This window comes from Candidatus Cloacimonadota bacterium (genome assembly GCA_020532085.1).
GTDB lineage: Bacteria > Cloacimonadota > Cloacimonadia > Cloacimonadales > Cloacimonadaceae > Syntrophosphaera.
The window spans coordinates 57,277-74,495 of record JAJBAV010000004.1 but is presented as its reverse complement, the minus strand read 5'-3'; the positions used below and the strand labels follow the sequence as shown (position 1 = coordinate 74,495).

General features: G+C 57.4%; 9 protein-coding genes, 1 tRNA gene and 2 pseudogenes. 6 read left to right on the top strand and 6 right to left on the bottom strand.

Translation table 11 applies throughout. The features are described from left to right. Positions 1-47: 47 nt before the first annotated feature. Positions 48-123, bottom strand: a tRNA-Ile gene (locus LHW45_02120). Between the two features lie 288 nt (positions 124-411). Between LHW45_02120 and LHW45_02115 the strand changes: the two genes are divergently transcribed. After that, complete coding sequence (locus LHW45_02115) at positions 412-3,756, top strand: hypothetical protein (protein ID MCB5284372.1); 3,345 nt, start codon at positions 412-414, stop codon at positions 3,754-3,756. Positions 3,757-3,820: 64 nt separating this feature from the next. On the opposite strand, the gene LHW45_02110 is transcribed toward LHW45_02115, so the two are convergent. Both LHW45_02110 and LHW45_02105 read right to left on the bottom strand, forming a co-directional pair. Next, entirely contained in the window at positions 3,821-8,659 is a 4,839-nt protein-coding gene (locus tag LHW45_02110) for a S8 family serine peptidase (GenBank protein MCB5284371.1), read from the bottom strand. A 236-nt stretch (positions 8,660-8,895) separates the two neighbouring features. After that, positions 8,896-9,657 carry a GNAT family N-acetyltransferase gene (locus LHW45_02105; protein ID MCB5284370.1) on the bottom strand — a complete coding sequence of 254 codons (762 nt, stop codon included), beginning with the start codon at positions 9,655-9,657 and terminating at the stop codon, positions 8,896-8,898. 206 nt (positions 9,658-9,863) lie between these two features. Here LHW45_02105 and LHW45_02100 point away from each other — a divergent pair, with 206 nt between their 5' ends. From LHW45_02100 to LHW45_02090, 3 genes are read left to right on the top strand one after another with little or no spacing between them, the layout of a single operon-like run. Then, a complete protein-coding gene (locus LHW45_02100) occupies positions 9,864-10,331 on the top strand; it encodes a nuclear transport factor 2 family protein (GenBank protein MCB5284369.1) in 468 nt (155 codons plus the stop codon). 8 nt (positions 10,332-10,339) lie between these two features. Next, positions 10,340-11,293, top strand: a complete 954-nt coding sequence (locus tag LHW45_02095; GenBank protein MCB5284368.1) for an SDR family NAD(P)-dependent oxidoreductase — start codon at positions 10,340-10,342, stop codon at positions 11,291-11,293. A gap of 37 nt (positions 11,294-11,330) precedes the next feature. Further along, positions 11,331-12,938, top strand: coding sequence for an NAD(P)/FAD-dependent oxidoreductase (locus LHW45_02090; protein ID MCB5284367.1), 1,608 nt, complete (start codon positions 11,331-11,333; stop codon positions 12,936-12,938). Between the two features lie 276 nt (positions 12,939-13,214). On the opposite strand, the gene LHW45_02085 is transcribed toward LHW45_02090, so the two are convergent. Further along, entirely contained in the window at positions 13,215-14,291 is a 1,077-nt protein-coding gene (locus LHW45_02085; GenBank protein MCB5284366.1) for a hypothetical protein, read from the bottom strand. Between the two features lie 107 nt (positions 14,292-14,398). Here LHW45_02085 and LHW45_02080 point away from each other — a divergent pair, with 107 nt between their 5' ends. After that, positions 14,399-14,911, top strand: a complete 513-nt coding sequence (locus LHW45_02080) for a hypothetical protein (GenBank protein ID MCB5284365.1) — start codon at positions 14,399-14,401, stop codon at positions 14,909-14,911. An 18-nt stretch (positions 14,912-14,929) separates the two neighbouring features. Here LHW45_02080 and LHW45_02075 read toward each other — a convergent pair. Then, positions 14,930-15,064 (bottom strand): annotated as a pseudogene (locus LHW45_02075) (LysM peptidoglycan-binding domain-containing protein). A 239-nt stretch (positions 15,065-15,303) separates the two neighbouring features. Further along, positions 15,304-15,674: pseudogene (locus tag LHW45_02070) on the bottom strand (RidA family protein). A gap of 581 nt (positions 15,675-16,255) precedes the next feature. Here LHW45_02070 and LHW45_02065 point away from each other — a divergent pair. Further along, complete coding sequence (locus LHW45_02065; protein MCB5284364.1) at positions 16,256-17,212, top strand: OB-fold putative lipoprotein; 957 nt, start codon at positions 16,256-16,258, stop codon at positions 17,210-17,212. The last annotated feature ends 7 nt before the right edge of the window (positions 17,213-17,219 follow it).

The window sequence follows — 17,219 nt, the reverse complement described above, 5'->3', positions numbered from 1 at the left end:
CATTGGACATGGGAAAAGACGCCGAACAGAAGCTACGCTAAAAAAGATGGTGGGCCCAGAGGGAGTCGAACCCCCGACCATCCGGTTATGAGCCGGAAGCTCTACCAGCTGAGCTATAGGCCCCTCATCACTGTCCAATCCTTTCCTTTTCATGGCTTTATTCTGTCAAGCAAAATCGGTACTGGCCCTCCGCCCGATCCAATAATCAGGCTATCGTCCAAACCAGGCTGCTTTCTGGTTAAGCGCCCGCACCCACTTGATGTGAAAGAGAGCCATAAAGGGATTTGACGCCTGCCGATGTTTGAGCGCTGGAAAAAATTCTTGACAGCATCCCGTTGCCGGCAGATGCTGTCAAGGTGCATAATTAAGGTCGAACAACGGCGTTTTTTAGCAGGGTCAAAGGAGACAGAAATGAAGGCCATGCGACTCTGCCTGGCTGTGGCATCATTGTTGTTTTGCGCGGTTCTGTACGCGGATCATACAGACATGGGCCTTTCTCCACCCCTCACCAATGCCGGCAGGAGCTTTGATACCTCTCCCAGCCCACTTGGTCATAGATACCGCAACGAATGGCTGGGTAGCGTTTCCTCAAACTGGCATGACGCCGCGAACTGGTCCCTGGGGCACGTTCCCACCTACCTGGAGGATGTGTATATCAATAATTGCGATGACGATCCGCCCGTTTGCAACCAGGCAGCCAACTGCAACGACCTGCTGGTTGACCTCAGCGGCGGGCTCATCCTCACCGGTGGATACGTCTGGGCGCGCGGCAATGCCAATGTCAGTAGTACCCTGACCTTTGACTGGAATGAGAGCGGTTTGGTGCCGCCTTTCCAGGTTGACGGCGATCTGCTCTTTGATGGCTTTGCCAGCGTGAACATGCTCCACCCCGATGAAGATTCGGGCCGCATACAGGTGCAGGGGGACCTTACTTTTGATGACTACGTAAACGTGAACATGGATAAGGGCCATCTGATCATGTTTGGAAACGGCAACAGCCAGATTCGAGTATTTTACCCAACCACCATCAGGAACTTTGTTTCAGCCAAAAATTCACCCTACTACACGGACATATACAATATCGGTTTTGGCAACCTCACGATCACGGACCTCCTGGAAGTGCAGGCAGGCAGCACCCTGAAACAGACTGATGATTTCAAACTGATCCTGCAAGGTGATCTTGAGGTCCAGCTTGGAGCGGTCTGCCAGCTGGACAACGGCCTGCTGAGCATGGAGGGAATTGCCAGCGCGTATCTCAGACTCGGCGATCCGGGCAACTATCTGAACGATCTGGACATCGAGAAAACAGGCACCCTTGCCTATACCGTCACCCTGTACTCCGACCTTGCGCTCAAAGGTAGCCTTACTCTCCGGGACGGAGTACTGGAAACCAGGGTCTTGGGTGTACCCAGCTATCACTACTACAACATCGCCCTGGGCGGAGACTGGCACAACTACGCGGGGCCGGCAGCCTTCAAGGAATACTCCGCCAATTCCGTGACCCTGAACGGCAGCGAGGACCAGACCGTGTGGAGCGAAACCTTTTCCAATCTCATCCTGGACAAGCCCTCCGGGGAAATGAGCATCCCGGGCGCGTCGGTTGTGTGCTCCTGCTTTGACTGGGACCAGGGGGGCTACAGAATCAACGGGGGCTCTTTCACAGCAAACAGCCTGGCCGACAACGGCATATATGGAAACATCCACCTGATCAGCGGCAGCATCACCTATTACCAGGGAACTGAAGCCACGGACTATGTGGACCTGAACGCCCATGTAACAATGGATTCCGGGACTTTCAACCTGTACGGCGGAGGCCAGCCCTCCCGCTGGGCCTGGGCTGCCGATGCCAGCCTGGAGATGGTTTCCGGCAATCTGATCTTCCATGACGTCGGCGTGAAGATCGAAACCGCGGGCGGACATTCCTTTACGGAGTCCATAACGGATGGCGGGATCAGCATCGCCGGAAGCTTCACCGTGTTGAACTCAAGCTTCACACCCGAGGGCGGGGGTGTTTACCTGAACGGGGCAGGCAACTCCAGCATCCTCCTCGCCAGCGGCTCATACCTGCAGGACCTCAGCGTTTACATACCTGAGGGGACCTCCCTGACAGCCATGAGCGATCTGGACATCAACGGCGATTTCAAGCTACTAAGGGGAATCTTTGCCGCCCCCAATGTTATGAACGTTGCCGGAGACTGGTTCAACCAGTCCGGAGCGGCTGACTTCATCGAAGGAACAGGAAAGGTGGTGTTCGATGCGAACCTGGACAGCGAGATCTCCTTTGCTGAGGATTTTTGCCAGCTGGAACTGGCCAAGGACTATTCTTTCCGGGAAGCGGTCATCGGCGGCGGCATTGACGTCAGCTGCCAAAGCTACGACTGGACGGAAGGCAGGCTTCGCGTCAGCGGCGGCTCGTTCACAGCCTTGGACCTCGCCGATCCCGGCGTGAAGGGGATTTTCCACCTTCAGGACGGCAATGTGGACCTGAGCCAGGACGCCAGCCAGGCCATCGATCTGTTGGGAGAGGTGAGCGTCGAGGCCGGAAATTTCTGGATCCGGGGCGGCTCCGGAACCTCCAGGTGGCCCTATAGTGAGGACGCCAGCCTCACCTTGAGCGGGGGAACTCTGGATGTGACGGACCAGGCCATCCTGATCAACGCCTCTTCCTACAGCCTGGCCAGCGCCGTCAGCGGAGGAACCATCCGCTGTTCCAAAGGTTTTGCCATCACCCGTTCCGATTTCCAGCCCACCGGCGGGACGGTCGAACTCTATGGCGGCAATTCCGGCTCCATCCTTTCCTGCGCGACGGGAAGCTGGTTTCACCACCTGCTGGTGAACAAGGCCGATCCCATCACCTCCGTTCTCAGTTCCTCCGTGATCCCAGTTAAGGGCAACCTGGACATCAGCCAGGGCACGCTTTCGCTGTCAACCGCCGGTTATCTGAACGTGGCTGAATTTGGCACCACCACCATCGCCGCCGGCGGTACCCTGAACCTCGGTGACCGCTACCTGACCAGCACCGGTGATGTGGTCGTGAACGGCACCCTGAGAGGCAATGCCGGCTCTGGGCTCTACCTCCGCGGCGGCCAGTCCCTAACTGTCAATTCCGGGGGAGAGCTGATCCTCTTGGGAAGCCAGAGCGAGCCTGTAACCGTATCCAGAAGCAACACAGGCGGATACTATGCCTTCACGATAGCCAGCGGAGCAGCGATCACCGCCCACGACGCCATCTTTGAATACATGGATGCCAACGGTGTGTATATCGATTCTGGAGCCACTGTCGGGGAAAGCTTCACCTTTGGGAACTGCGCGTTCCGATATGGCGAGGTCACAGCCCAGGGAGGAGCGCTGCTAACCGTCCGGAACAGCCAAAACCTCAGCATAAGCGGCGCCAGCTTCCCCGTGTTGCCTGCGGAGCCGGGTTCCAACGTTTCCAAGCCTCTGAACCAGGGCAGCCTGGAATTTCTGGCCTGGGACGGCCCTTACGGAGGCCCCAGCCACGAGAATGACCCCTATGGCCGCGTCAGCTGGGAAGGGGGCGGGCTGCCGCCGGTCCAAAACCTCTTTATTGCTTACTCCGCCGGCCAGATCAGCCTCGACTGGGATTACTCCGAACCAGTCGATCACTTCAACATCTACCGGGCTGCCGATCCCGCCGGGACCTTCACCCTCCACTCCACCAGCGCCAGCACCTCCTGGTCGGAAGCGGTTCCGGGATCCTTTTACTTCTACCGGGTCACCGCGGTGGGACCCTGAGAATGATCCAGCCCAAAAAATGGGGCCCGGAATTTCCGGACCCCATTTTTGTATGTCAAGGCGCTCAGGGAAGTACGGCCCTCACCCTGTAGAAATAATAGGGTCCGGGCACAGTCTGTTCCCAGAACAGGTCGGCGGTTGTGCCCACCAAGTTGAACATGCCGTAGGGATCTGAGCTGCGGTAGATCCTGAAGCTGGCATCTTCCAGGGGATACGACCAATCCAGCCGGATCTTGTTGGTGACGGGCAGATGGCTGATCTGCAGATTTTCGATGTCCGGCGAGCCGGAACCTTCCCAGAAGATCCGGTTGTTTGGATCGTAATCGTGGTCTTCTCCTCCGAAGTCCCCGCTCCAGTTGCTGAAATAGACCACGCCGCTATCCACGGATTTATAGGCATTGTAATATCCGCCCCAGGTATTGGCGGGGAATACGGCTCCGCTCACAATGAAATTCTGGCTATTGCTGATGGTGAGAAGGCGTCCGTTGCCAGCGCCGTTGCGGAAGGTGCAGTTTTCCAGGCAGTAATCGGTGTTGACGCTGGAGCCGGAATAGAGGTAAAGCCCGTTGACGTTCATGTATTCGAAGATCCCGTAAACAGCGCCGATCATCCCGCCGTTGCGGATGTAGAGGCCGTAGGTGCCGGTGCCGGTTTTGGTGATGGTGGCCGGACTGGAGCTGTTTCCGCCCAGCAGCAGGTAGCCGCCGCTGTACACATTGAGGGCTTTGGTGCCGCCGATGTACAGCGTGGACGCGGGATCCACGGCCAGGATGCCGTAAATTGTGAGATTTCCCGCCGAGATAAAGGAAGAGCCGTTCAGGCGCAGGGTTCCAGCGGTTATGATATTCGTGGCATCGCCATTCGCGGAATTGAGGTCTCCGGTCAGATACACGGCGCCCGCTGCCGTCTGGATGTAGCCGCCGTTGACGGTGCATCCGTGGATGGTGAGGTTGCAGGCCCGCGTCACGGGGGTCACGTTACCCTCCCTGTCGGTCTCAAATTCCGGTCCGGGTTCAGCTTCCCGGGCCAGTACCTTGTTTACGGTCAGGGTGTGGAACCAGCTCGAGGCATGGCAGGTGAGGTGGTTGTCCGTGGCACCGGTCATTTCCACCGTTCCGCCGCTGGGGTCAAAGATACCCCAGCTGTCGTACCAGCTGCCGTTTACCCTGATCGTTCCTCCGCTGACGGCAAAATCAACCGTGTTACCGTTATTCTCTATGTAGAAGCTGTTTTCTTTGATATTGAGCTCGCCGGAGGTGATGGTGAGCAGGCAATCCCCATCATAACCAACGTAGCAATCGGAGTAAGTTCCGTAGATATCCACTATGCCGTTGTCCTGGATAGTCATGTTGCCATTTATGTCACTAAAGGACGAGGCGTCCTGATGGAATTCCAGATGCCCGCTGCCCGCTATGTAGGAGCCGTATAGTCCGGGCTGGGTGAGGTCGTTGATGGTCACGTAACTGCTGATCCAGGCCCGCAGCGAGCCGCCGCCGGTATAGGAACCGATCGTGGAGGCATAGTTGTAATAAAAGGCCAGGATGGCGCCGGGGTTGGAGTTGTCCACATTATTGATAGTGTTGGCATTGTGGAAGGAAACGATGTTGTTCACTTCCAGGGAATCGATGGTGGTGGCGTCGTTGAAGGTCAGCGCAGCGCCGCTGTGGTTGTCGATCAAAATGTTGAAGACATTGGGGCCATATACGTTTTGGATGTCACCGGCCTGGTTGAGATAAACAGTCCCGATTCCGGCGGTGAAGGCCAAGGTATTCAGGCCGTTGTTGTCCCAGGTGCCGCCGACTGTCAGGTCATAGCCGTTGGCATCGAAGCCGCCGGTGCTGATCGTAAAGTCATGCAGGATGATCAGGTCGGAACCAGCCAAAGCTGTGTTGCTTCTGGTCTGGGGCAGCGGGGTGCCGTCGCGTTCCCTCTGCACAAAGCCGCTATGGTCTGGAGCCTCTGACTTCGCGGGATTCTTGTTGATGTTCAGGTTGTAGAGGTTGCTGCCTGTTGCCATCGAGATGCTCATGTCCAGGGAGTCATACATTTCCAGGGTGCCACCGGAGGGGGTGAAATCACCCCTCTGGCAGCTGAAAGAACCGCAGGTGCGGATGATGCCGCCGGTGATATTCTCCACTGTTGTGTGGGAGGAGGGGATATAGATCGGCTGGTAGAAATACAGGGTGCCGTTGCTCATGTTCAGCGTGAAGGGATTCACAAAGCCCCACCAGGATGTGCTGTTGCCGCCGTTGATGTTGAATGTCCCCCCGCTCAGGTTGAGGGTGCAGCGCATGTCCACATACTGGGATGAGTCCTGGAGGTAATTCACCGTTCCGGAGCTGATGGTGATGGTGCCGAAGATGCCGCTGTCGGCCAAGTCCAGGACGTTGAAGGTACCACCGTTGACCACATAGGCCCCGGCGTCCCAATCATAGCTGTTGCATCCCACGGTGTTGCCTGTCGTGATGTACATCGACCCCGTGGATTTATCCAGTTTCAGGACGTTGAAAGTCTCTGTGTAAACGTACTGGTTTCCGGTTCCGTTGAAAATCACCGTGCCGGAGCCCTCTGTGAAATACGCAGGGCCGGCGTTGTTGTCCCAGTTCCCGCCCACGAATACCGGCCAGGTTCCAGGATTGAAGGTGCCGCTGTTGATGGTCACATTGCCGGCCACTTCCAGGGTATCATAGAGGACCACGCTGTAGCCGGTGCTTTTGTTGATGGCCAGGTTTTTCAGATGGTTGCCGATCCCGTATTGGTAGAAGCGCAGGTAACTGGTGCCGGTGCCTTCCAAACTGAGGGTGCCGGAATTGAAGGCACAGGTGGCGTTATCATATACCCACATGCCGCCTTTCAGGATGGTGGTGCCGCTGTAAGAGTGGTTCAGGGTGCTGCCCCCGTAAACATAGAGGTTGCCGCTGATCGTGATGGGTGCCGTGGAAAGCAGGCTGATGGCCGAAGAATAGCCGGAATCCTTGTCTGACAAAAGATTGTAGACCGTTGCCGCGGTGTAGGCACGGATGACTGACGACTTGTTTCCGTACAAGATGAGGTTGCCGTTGCTCATGATTACGTTGCTTCCTGTCTGGAAGAAAACATCATCCACCACATGGATGTCCACATCTGCGGTTATGGAGGCGGTCGCTCCGCTCTCAAAGCTAAGCTGCCCCAGCACGTAGAGGTGGCCGGTGGAGTTGTTCATCACCAACGAACCGGAGGTGGTGTAGTCGCCAAACGCGGTCAGGTAGCCGGTGGTGATGGTAATGCTGGCCGCGGTTTCCACCACTACGCTGGCGCAGGGCTGCGGATTTACGGAAACTGTGGGATAGCGAATCAGATAGTTGGGGATCAGCACGTCTTGGGTGCTGATGGGCACCATGTCCAAACTCCAGTTCGAGGCAAGGTTCCAGGCGTTGCTGCTGCTGCCGTCCCAAACGTTCACTAGCGCCCGGTCCGCGTTCACCAGGCCGTAGCCGGTGTAGCGGTCCCAGCCCGCGCTGGTTCCCACTGTCATGTCGGTGGCGGTTTTAGAGAGGATGTTCTTCACCTGGGTCTGGGTGAGGGTGGGTGTTTTGGACAGCAGCAAAGCTGCCACACCAGCCGCGTAGGGGCAGGAGCAGGAAGTGCCGTTGAACCACATGTAGTAATCGCCCCCTGGGCTGGCAGAGGTATTGTATCCCGCAGTGCCCATCAGATCGGTTGAAGGCAGGATCGTGGGTGCCATCAGGTCCACCGCTTTGGGGTCGTCCTGGGTGTTGACGCCGTAGTTTGATCCCCACCAATATTCGCCATCCACGGAAGTGTAGCTTTTCCGTGCTCCGTTGGGAGCAGCAGCGCCCACGCTGATCACTTTGTTGTGGTTGGAGGGATAGCCGATGGTGGAGGTGTTGTCGTTGGCGGTGGAGGCAAACATCACGCAGCCGTGGTCGTAGGCGTATTCCAGGGCGGCGTCGGTGGCGGGAATGTCGCCCTCGTCTGTACCCAGGGGAATGGCGGAAAAGCTCATGCTGATGATCTCCACTCCGTTGTCAGCGGCGTGGGTCAGCGCGTTGTCGGTATAGGTGAAATACTGATGCCCGGCTGAATCCAGGATTTTCAGCGGCATGATGCTGCAGCCTCCGGCAATGCCTGCCACGCCCAGGCTGTTGTTGGCCCTGGCCGCAGCAATGCCGGCGCAGTTGGTGCCGTGGGCGTTGGTGGTGTTCACGTTGCTGTCGCCGTCTCCGTAATCGTAGCCAGCCACCAAACGCAGGTCTGGATGAGAAGTATCCGCTCCGGTATCGATGATGGCGATCACGATAGAACTGGATCCCCAGAATTGGCTGCGGTCCCAGGCCAGTTGGGCGTCAGAATCGAAGCCAACGGTGCCCACAGTTGCTCCGGTGTGACCTCCAGCTGGATCGCCAGCTGGAAACCAGGCTGGGAGTTGCGCGGTGTTATTGTGGCCCCAGTTGTCGCTGTAAAATGGGTCATTAGGTGCCACAGCTGACCGGATCTCATACTCTGGCTGGGCGAATTCGATCCAGGCGCTGGATTTGAAAGCGTTCACGGCTTCCTCCACCGCCATCCTGCCATCCAGCTTGACCAGGAACCAGCGGTCGAAGCCGGTTCGCTCCTCCCAGGCAGTGTCTTTCACCCGGCGATGCGCGCGGATGACCTTTTGGCCTCCGGTCTGCAGCAGCAGCCGGTCCAGTTCCTCAATGCCGAAATCCGCAGCCTCCGCGTAGAGGCCTTCCGGCAAGCCTGCCCTTTCATAGGCGGCGGAGCTGAGTTTGATCTTGACGAGGTCGGGAGCGTAGCCAGTATCTGATCCGGCTTCGGTTTCCGGGAAGGCCACGGCCGGCAGAAAGGAACTCACAAACAGTAAAATTATAAGTGCTGCCATCAAGCTTGACGCTTTCATCGTTTTCTCCTTCAGCCCACAGCCCGGTGGAGTGTTCCCCAAAGTTTGTAAAAAGCTACAATAACGCTCAAAGTCATCATACTTAATAGGGGTATAAGCTGTCAAGAGAAATGTGCGCCTCAATTTTAATGTTTAATAAAATTAATCTTCAGTTAAACTTATATCCGACTTGCCGCGGAAAGATAAAAACACCCTGGAACGCAATGTTTGCGTTCTTTGTAACAGCCGGAAAGTGCTCAGCTAACTTCTTTCCAGGCGGTCCAGAACTCAAAGTTCTGAGGCTGGCGGGAGAAGCCGCCTTTTTCGTAGATGCGTATGGCGGCGGGATCCGCCGAATAGAGGTAGAGGTGGTTTTCGTGGAGTTGTTTGTGGTAATTGATCAGGTAGTGGATCATGCTGCCGCCGAAGCCGCGGCCGCGGAATTTGTCGCGGGTGTAAACGTCGTCCACGCGGCTGTAGCCGGCGAACACGCTCACCGAGGCCAGCGAGGCCAGTTCCTGGCCCACGAACCCGCCCAAAAGATGGTAGGAGGGATGCAGCAGGTGGCGTTCCACCACCTTGATGGTCCAATCTCCGCCAAATTCGATGGCGATGGTTTCCATCACGTCGATGCTCAGGCTTTTGAGGCGTTCGATGCGCAGATCGCCGGAGATGCCCAGCTGGCTGTCCCGGTCGTGCAGAAAGAACGCGCCCTGCTTGGTGGCGATCTTGAAGTTGTGGTGTTCGAGGGCGGGGCGCAGCTTCTCCAGTTCGTTGGCCTTGTAGGATTGATAGACGCGGGGCACGATGCCCTTGGTTTTGTAAAAGAACTCGATATCCCGCAGCGAGGCTTCCGCCCCCAGGTGATCGGTGATCACGGCGTGGTTGCTGTCGTGCGAGGCCTTGTTGCCCTCGTTCCAGAAGACCAGTCCGTAGTTTTTGGGGGTCATGGTGGTGAAGCGCTGGGGAAAGTGCAACTCAGTGTCCAGCATGCGGTTCATGTTAAAGGGCAGTGGCATGTAACCTCCCTGGGCGTAACCATTTCAGATTTCTTAGGATAGCATATTGCGTTTTGAAGCTCTGGCAAGGCCGGGTTTTGGCAAATCCGGCCAGCGGCAGCGGCCTTGGCGGGCCGGGCTGGCTTTCCCGCCGATTTTTTTCTTGACTCCCGGTGGACTTTTTTTTCACTGGCGGCAGGGAACGATCGAAAACTAAAAGGGATAACATGGACACACCAACAAAGGTTGACGGACAGGAAAGGCTGGTGCTGGACAAGGATACCATCCGGGAGTTGTGGAGCAAGACCTACAACCGCGAAGGCAGGCCGGATTGGTCGCACATCTTTCCTTACTACCACCGGGACATCGTGTTTCAGGATACCATCCAGCGCCTGGAAGGCATAGACAACTTCATCGCCATGTGCAACCGGCTCACCAAGCGCACCAAACAGCTCAAGATGGAGATCCTGGCCACGGCCCAGAACGACAACGTGATCATGTTCGACTGGATCATGACCATGATGTTCAAAAAATATCCCAACACGCCCATTTACGGGACCACCAAACTGGTGCTCAGCGAGGACGGGCTGATCAGGGAACAGCGCGATTATTACGATCTCTGGGGTGATATTTTCAACAACATCCCCCGTTTCAACAAGATGTACCGCCGCTTTGTGGCGAAGAAATTCGGCTGAGCGGAACTGTGACGAATAAAACCAGGCAATACATCCGCGAGTACAAGTGGTCGAATATCCTGGCCATGATCAGGAACAACGGCAAAGCGCCCCGGCTGTGTCCGGATGACTGCGCGGGCAAGCTGGTGGTAATCACTGGCGCCACTTCCGGGATTGGCCGGGTCACCGCCCGCAAATTCGCCTCCCGGGGGGCCAACCTCCTCTGCGTGAACAGGAACGCCGCCAAGTCCGAAGACCTGCGCCGCGAGATCGAAGGTGAGTTCGGCGTGCGCTGTGACCACCGGATAGCCGACCTGAGCGTGCTGCCGGACATCTTTCGCGTGGCCGGCGAACTGGCGCGGCTGGAAACTCCCATCGACCTGCTGATCCACAACGCGGGTGTCTATCTCACCCACAGGGAACTTACCGCCGAGGGCCTGGACAAGGTGCTGGTGGTGCATCATCTGGCTCCCTTCATCATCAACCATGTTTTACAGGATAAGCTGAGGGCGCAAGCCCGCGCGCGGATCATTTTGGTGGGTTCAGAGGGTCACCGTTTCGCCGCCTGGGGACTCAGGCTGGACGATCTGAACTGGTCCCGCCGCCGCTACACCGGCCTCAAAAGCTACGGCGCTGCCAAACTGGCCCAAATGCTGGCCATGCTGGTTTTCGCGGAACGCTTCCAAGGCACCGGCGTAACCATCAACACCATGCATCCGGGGGCGGTGAAAAGCGATACGGGCCAGGAAAACGGGGCCTTCTACCGTTGGTTCAAGCGGAATTTTTTCGATAAGACCCTGAAATCGGCCGAAGTATCGGCGGAAGCGCTTTACACCTTGGGCGTGACCCGGGACCTGGAGGGGGTGAGCGGGAAATTTTTCAACCTGACCACCGCGGAAGTGCCCGCGCCGCCGGCCCTGGACCGCGAAGCGGCCCGCCAATTGTGGGCGGAATCGCTGCGCCTGAGCGGGATCAAGGAGTAAGCCGCTTTTGAGCAATTATATTTTCGGGAATTGAAACATGACTGAGAACAGCTACGACACCATCGTGGTGGGCGGAGGCATGGCCGGACTCACCGCCACCGCCTATCTGGCCCGCGCCGGGCAAAAAGTGCTGCTGCTGGAAAAGAACAGCGAACTGGGCGGACTGGTGAACTCTTTTACCAGCGACGGCTTCCTGTTCGACGCCGGCGTGCGGGCCCTGGAAAGCGCGGGGATCATCCTGCCCATGCTGGAGGACCTGAACATCCGCCTCGAGGTCGTGTCCAGCCCCGTCTCGCTGGGCATCGAGGACCAGGTGCTGCATCTCGACGGACCGGACAGCCTGCCCCGCTACAGCGATTTTTTGAAAAAGCTCTATCCCGCCAGCGCGGCCGAGATAGACACGCTGCTGCGCACCATCGGGCAGATCATGAAGTACATGGACGTGCTCTACGGAGTGGAAAATCCCGTGTTCAAGGACCTCCGGCGCGACAGAAAATTCATCTTCAAAAAGCTGCTGCCCTGGCTGCCCCGCTTTCTGCTCACCATCGGCAGGATCAACCGCATGGGCTATCCTGTGGAGGACCATCTGAACGCCAGCGTGAGCGATCCCGCCCTCCGCGACATCATCTCTCAGCACTTTTTCAAGGGCACGCCCACCTTCTTTGCCCTGAGCTATTTTTCGCTCTATCTGGACTACTTTTACCCCAAAGGCGGCGTGGGCAGGCTGGCGGAGGCCCTGCGCGACAAGATCCTGGCGCTTGGCGGCGAGATCAGAACGGACACCACCGTCACCGGCGTGGCGCCAGCAGCCAAAACCCTCACCGACAGCCATGAACTCAGCTACCGCTATGCCAGCCTCATTTGGGCCGCCGATCTGAAAACCCTCTACCGGCTGGCTGACATCCAAGGCCTGGAACCCTCCGCGCAAGCGGGATTCTCCGCCGCGAAAGAAAAGATGCTGAGCCACAGGGGGGGCGAATCGGTCTTCACGCTGTTCCTGAAAGTGGACGCGCCCCTGGAAAGTTTTGGCCGCGTTGCCCACGGCCACTTTTTCCACACCCCCTCACGCCGGGGCCTGGGCGAAACGCACCGCGGCGAACTACGGGACTTGCTGCGCGACTTCGACCGGCTGGGCAAGGCTGAAATCCTGGCCTGGCTGGACCGCTTCATCGCCCTCAACACCTTCGAGATCTCCATCCCCGGCCTCAAGGACCCAAGCACCGCCCCGCCAGGCAAAACCGGGCTCATTGTAAGCTTCCTGGCTGAATACGAGCTGTTCCACAAGGTGGAGGAGGCAGGTTGGCTGGAGGAATTCGTCGCCGCCATCGAGGAGCGGGTGATCAAAGTGCTGGCCGATTCGGTCTATCCCATGCTGAAAGACAAGCTGCTGGGCCGCTTTTCCTTTACCCCGCTCAGCATCCACAACCGCATTGCCAGCTCCGAAGGAGCCATCGTGGGCTGGGAATTTTCGCCGGATCTGCCCGTGATCAACCAGATCCAGCGCGCCGACCGTTCCGTCTTCACCCCCCTGCCGGATGTTTACCAGGCCGGCCAGTGGGCCTACAGCCCCGCTGGCGTACCCATGTCCATCCTCACAGGAAAACTGGCCGCGAACGGCATCCTCAAGACCCGCAAAAAAACCTGATCCGCCCTTTCTCCCAGCCTATCCGCCCCCTGCCCGCCTCCCCCAGAGTTCCCATGGAACCATTGGGAAGTCAGCGGGAAGTGAAGGGGATGTGAAGGGGAGGCGGCTTAGGGAGGGGTACGGCCAAATCCTCCAGACAGGATTGATACAACCAGGCCAGCAGGAATCAGTTTGGGGGCGCACCTGTTGCCAGGGATTTGCAGGAAAGCCACGAACTGGCAGCTTGAGCATGACTCCGCTAAATCTTGCCCATGCATGGACCTGGGTCTGCAGTAATTAGTTGTGTATGGTCTGGTTCAGATATACCCTGAAGTTGCTGGGTCCTTCAGAATAAGGCCTGGCCAACAGGTCGGGGTCGCCGTCGGCATCGATGTCGTGCCACCAGACTTCATCCAGGTAAGACCCCACCCAAAAAGCGGATTCAGGCTTGCCCGGCTGGTATCCGTTCAAGGCCTGTCCGGTGGGAACGAGTTTTCCGGAATCGTTGCGGAAGATCTCTGCCAGGCCAACGCCATAATTGCCCATTTCGAGGGTTTTCAGGAGGTCGGCGTCCCCGTCCAGATCGAAATCGCACCAGTAATAGCCCAGAAGGCCGGAATGATCGTAGCTGGGAAGATCATTGGTTGCTGGCGGGAAGCTGCTGCCGTCGCGCAGCATCACAGTCAGGGCTGAGTTCTCCATTTCCAAAGGATACGGGGAATAATTCTCGGGCAGGTTCGGGGCAGTTTTCGGCATAAAATCGAGCTTCCAGGCTGGCGGGCTGGGCAGCAGGTCCGTGTCTCCGTCTCCGTCGGCGTCCAACACAAGCCAGGCCGCTGGCTCTCCGGACGAGTCCAGAAAGTAGGCGTAAGAAGGCTCGGAAGCCCATATCCTGCGCTCCGTTTCGGTTTGCGGCAGTTGGGGTCCAAGATTGCGCGGCAGCGGTTGGGAGGAGAACTTTCCCCCGGTGTTGAGAAACACCCGATGGCTGAATTCCTCATCCTCAAATGATAGCAGCACGATATCCAGGTCGCCGTCGCGGTCGCAATCCAGCCAGCAGGGTCCAGAGTCCGGATAGCCGTCCGACCTCATCCCAAGGGGCGTTTGGATTCCGGAGAAACCACGGAACAGCGTAAGCGGATACAGGCCGTCATCCGAATCCTGGTCCAGATCGACATTGAGGAAGTCGGGAGTGCCGTCGTCATCGAAATCCGCGATCCCGCCAAGGCTGGCAGTTGCGGCTGCAAACGTGAACAGGGCGGTACGGTAACGCCATACGGGGCAGTCAGTTGCCTCGCCGTATTCATTGTAGGGCACGATCCGCCATTCGTAACCGGTATTGTATTCCTGCGGCTGCGGTGGGGCCCAAAACATCTGGGTCTGGTCGGCCACGAGTCCAGGTGGCCGGTTTTTCCCCACCAGACCCTGTATCCGTTCACTTTACCCGCGGGCTGAAGCCATTCCAGCCGGCCCGATACGGGATGAGCGGTGCCGCCGTTTACCGGAAGGGAGTAATGGGCAGGGCCGGGCAGGTCGCCAGGGTTGAGCCTCACCACCTGCGGTGCCGGAGAGGTTCCCGCGAAGGAAGAACAGGGGTTGCGCTGGGCCAGCACGCGGTCGTGATGGTCGCGAAGCACAAAAGTCAAGTTAGCTTCCCAGGGATCAGCGATCCGATACTCCACCACATCGCCTTCCCGTACCTCGAACAGATACTCCGCGGTGAAATAATCCAACCGATTGCGGATCTGGTCGGTGACAAGTTTACCGTTGATATAAACCGGAGCAGTGAAATCCGTTTCGCCAAGTTCATACCCGTAGGGCACATGATACTCGATTTTCCAGATGGCGTTGCCTTGCCCGGGGGTGACAGTTCGGCGGGGTCCGAAGGATTCTTCCTCTCGATACTCCGTAATCTCCAAGCCATCCTCTTCGTCCCCTGCCCTGAGCTCGTGTATCAGCAACTTCTGTCCTACCCTTATATCATTGTCCGGTAGATCGTTAAGCATTCGTATCTGTTCCACGGTCACGCCGTGTTCCTTGCTGATGCTGTAAAGCGTGTCCCCTTTCTGAACCGTGTGGAGGCCTACAGATTGCACCGCCAGCAACAGGGGCAGCAGGCAAAGCAGCAAAACTCCCAGTTTACGCATATGTTTCTCCATTTGGTGTAGTTGAGGTTCCGGGCCGCCGTTGTTCATGACCTGGCTCAAACCGCTTTGGAACGGCAGTGGGTAGCCGCCCCCGGCAAATTCCGGCCATGTTTTCGCCTTGGCCTCCGGGGGCAGGTGTTCTCCGCCGGAACACCCGGACGCCACCACTTGGTGCTTACGCCTCCGGCTGTCAAGGTGAATTTGCGCCCCGGACCAAGGTGGCTGATTTCGCGCGTGGCTCATTTCATGGCGATGAGGGAGATTTCGATCAGGGCATCCTTGGAGATGCGGGCCGCCTGAATTGTTTCCCGGGCCGGGTAAGGCTCACAGAAGTTCCGGGCATAGATCTGGTTCAGAGCGGCAAAATCGTTGACATCTTTAAGGTAGACGGTCACTTGCACCACATGGGTGAAGCTGCTGCCGGCGGCATCCAGGATGGCCTTCAGATTGGCGAAGACCAGATGCGTCTGTGTTCAAAACCTCCCGGCAATTGCCCGGTGTTGGGGTCGATGCCTATCTGCCCGGATACAAACAGTAAATCGTTACGCAGCACAGCCTGGGAATAGGGCCCGATGGCTGCCGGTGCTTTGTTGGTATGGATCGATTGCACGATACCTCCTAACTTCTGTAAACGTGGCGGTTGTATCCGGCCGATCGGAACAAAGACCTTGCGGCCTGGCTTGGTTCCAAAAGGAAAAGTCTCCGGTTGCTTCTTCCCGCTGACGCCAAAACAGAATATGAATATGTCAAATTAGATACAATTTTCATTTTGAACCTCTTAGCTACGCAATCTAGATTTATATATCCCAATTTTTATGTCAATAAAAAAATCCAAGCATTTTCATCCATCTCCTTTTTATGCAAAGGCCGGGGATGCGATCGAGTCCTCATCATTACAGGACTAGCGTCATTTCTGAAGCTTTTTAAGAAGGTGTGGAAATCTTTCCACACCATAATCAGCTTGCCTCTCACCCAGGGAGGGAATGGACGCTTCAAATTCCTTTCAGGTGATGCTTTGTTCGCAAGCGTTGCCCCATAACGCTTTGAGGGTGCTGAACCCCGGCAAATGTACCCGGCACAGGTTCAGAACGGCAACAAAGAGATTGACAAAAAATCACCCACGCGCAGCCTGAATTTGGGCGGGCGTTCCCATCCGGGAGCGTTTTGCCACAAAGATACGAGGGAAGAACGATGATGTCAGCCAGGATGATGTGGACCCGGCGGGTTACTTGGACATTGGCGGTGTTGCTGGCGCTGCTGCTGGTTTTAAGCGCCTGCGGCAAAGGGCGGGGCGGCCTAAGTTTCGCGGTGACTGCGGACGGGATTTTGGGCGAATACCGCGACAACCGCGCGGCGGCGGAAGCGAAATATCTGGACCAGACCGGCAAGATCGCTGGTCAACTGGGTTACCTGGAACCCCGGGAACGGGGCCGGGCGATCCTGCGCCTCACGGGCAGGGAAACACTGGGGGAATTCGTTTCCTGCATGTTCACCGGCGAAGAGGCCCTGGCCACCCTTTCCGGGCTTAGCGCAGGACAGGAGGTCATCGTGATCGGCAAAGTGCTCACCTACGACACCAGATACGGGGTGCGGTTGGCCGATTGCACGCTGGACCTGGAGATAGCCGGCAAGGCGGATGAGCAAAAGGAAACCGACCCGGAGATGGAAAACAGGCTGGAATCCTTGCCGGAGCGTGAACCGGAGGTGGTGGTCCTGCCGCAACGCAGGCTGGAACCGGAACCGGAACCTGAGCCACCGTACGTCACATCTTTCTGGGATGAAGAAGAGGGCGACGAAGAGCAGGGCGAGACCTACCAGGAGATCGCCGCCGTGATCGATGCCTGGACCCGTGCCCACAACGACAAGGACATGCGCCTGTTCAGTTCGCTCTATGCGGACAGGGTGGATTTTTACACAGCGAAACAGTCCCGGGCGGAGTGCGTGAAGGTTAAACAGCAACTGCTAAGCACCAAATACGCTGATTTTTATCAGGAAACCTACGATCTCAGCCTCAGCCAGATCAATCCAAGCCAGGTGCGGGCTGATTTTCTCAAGGTGACTTATTCGGAGGGAGTCTCAAGCACTTACGAATCTTGGTTGGTGCTGGACAACCAAAGCGGTCGCTGGCAGATCGTGAAGGAAAAGTAGGCAAAAC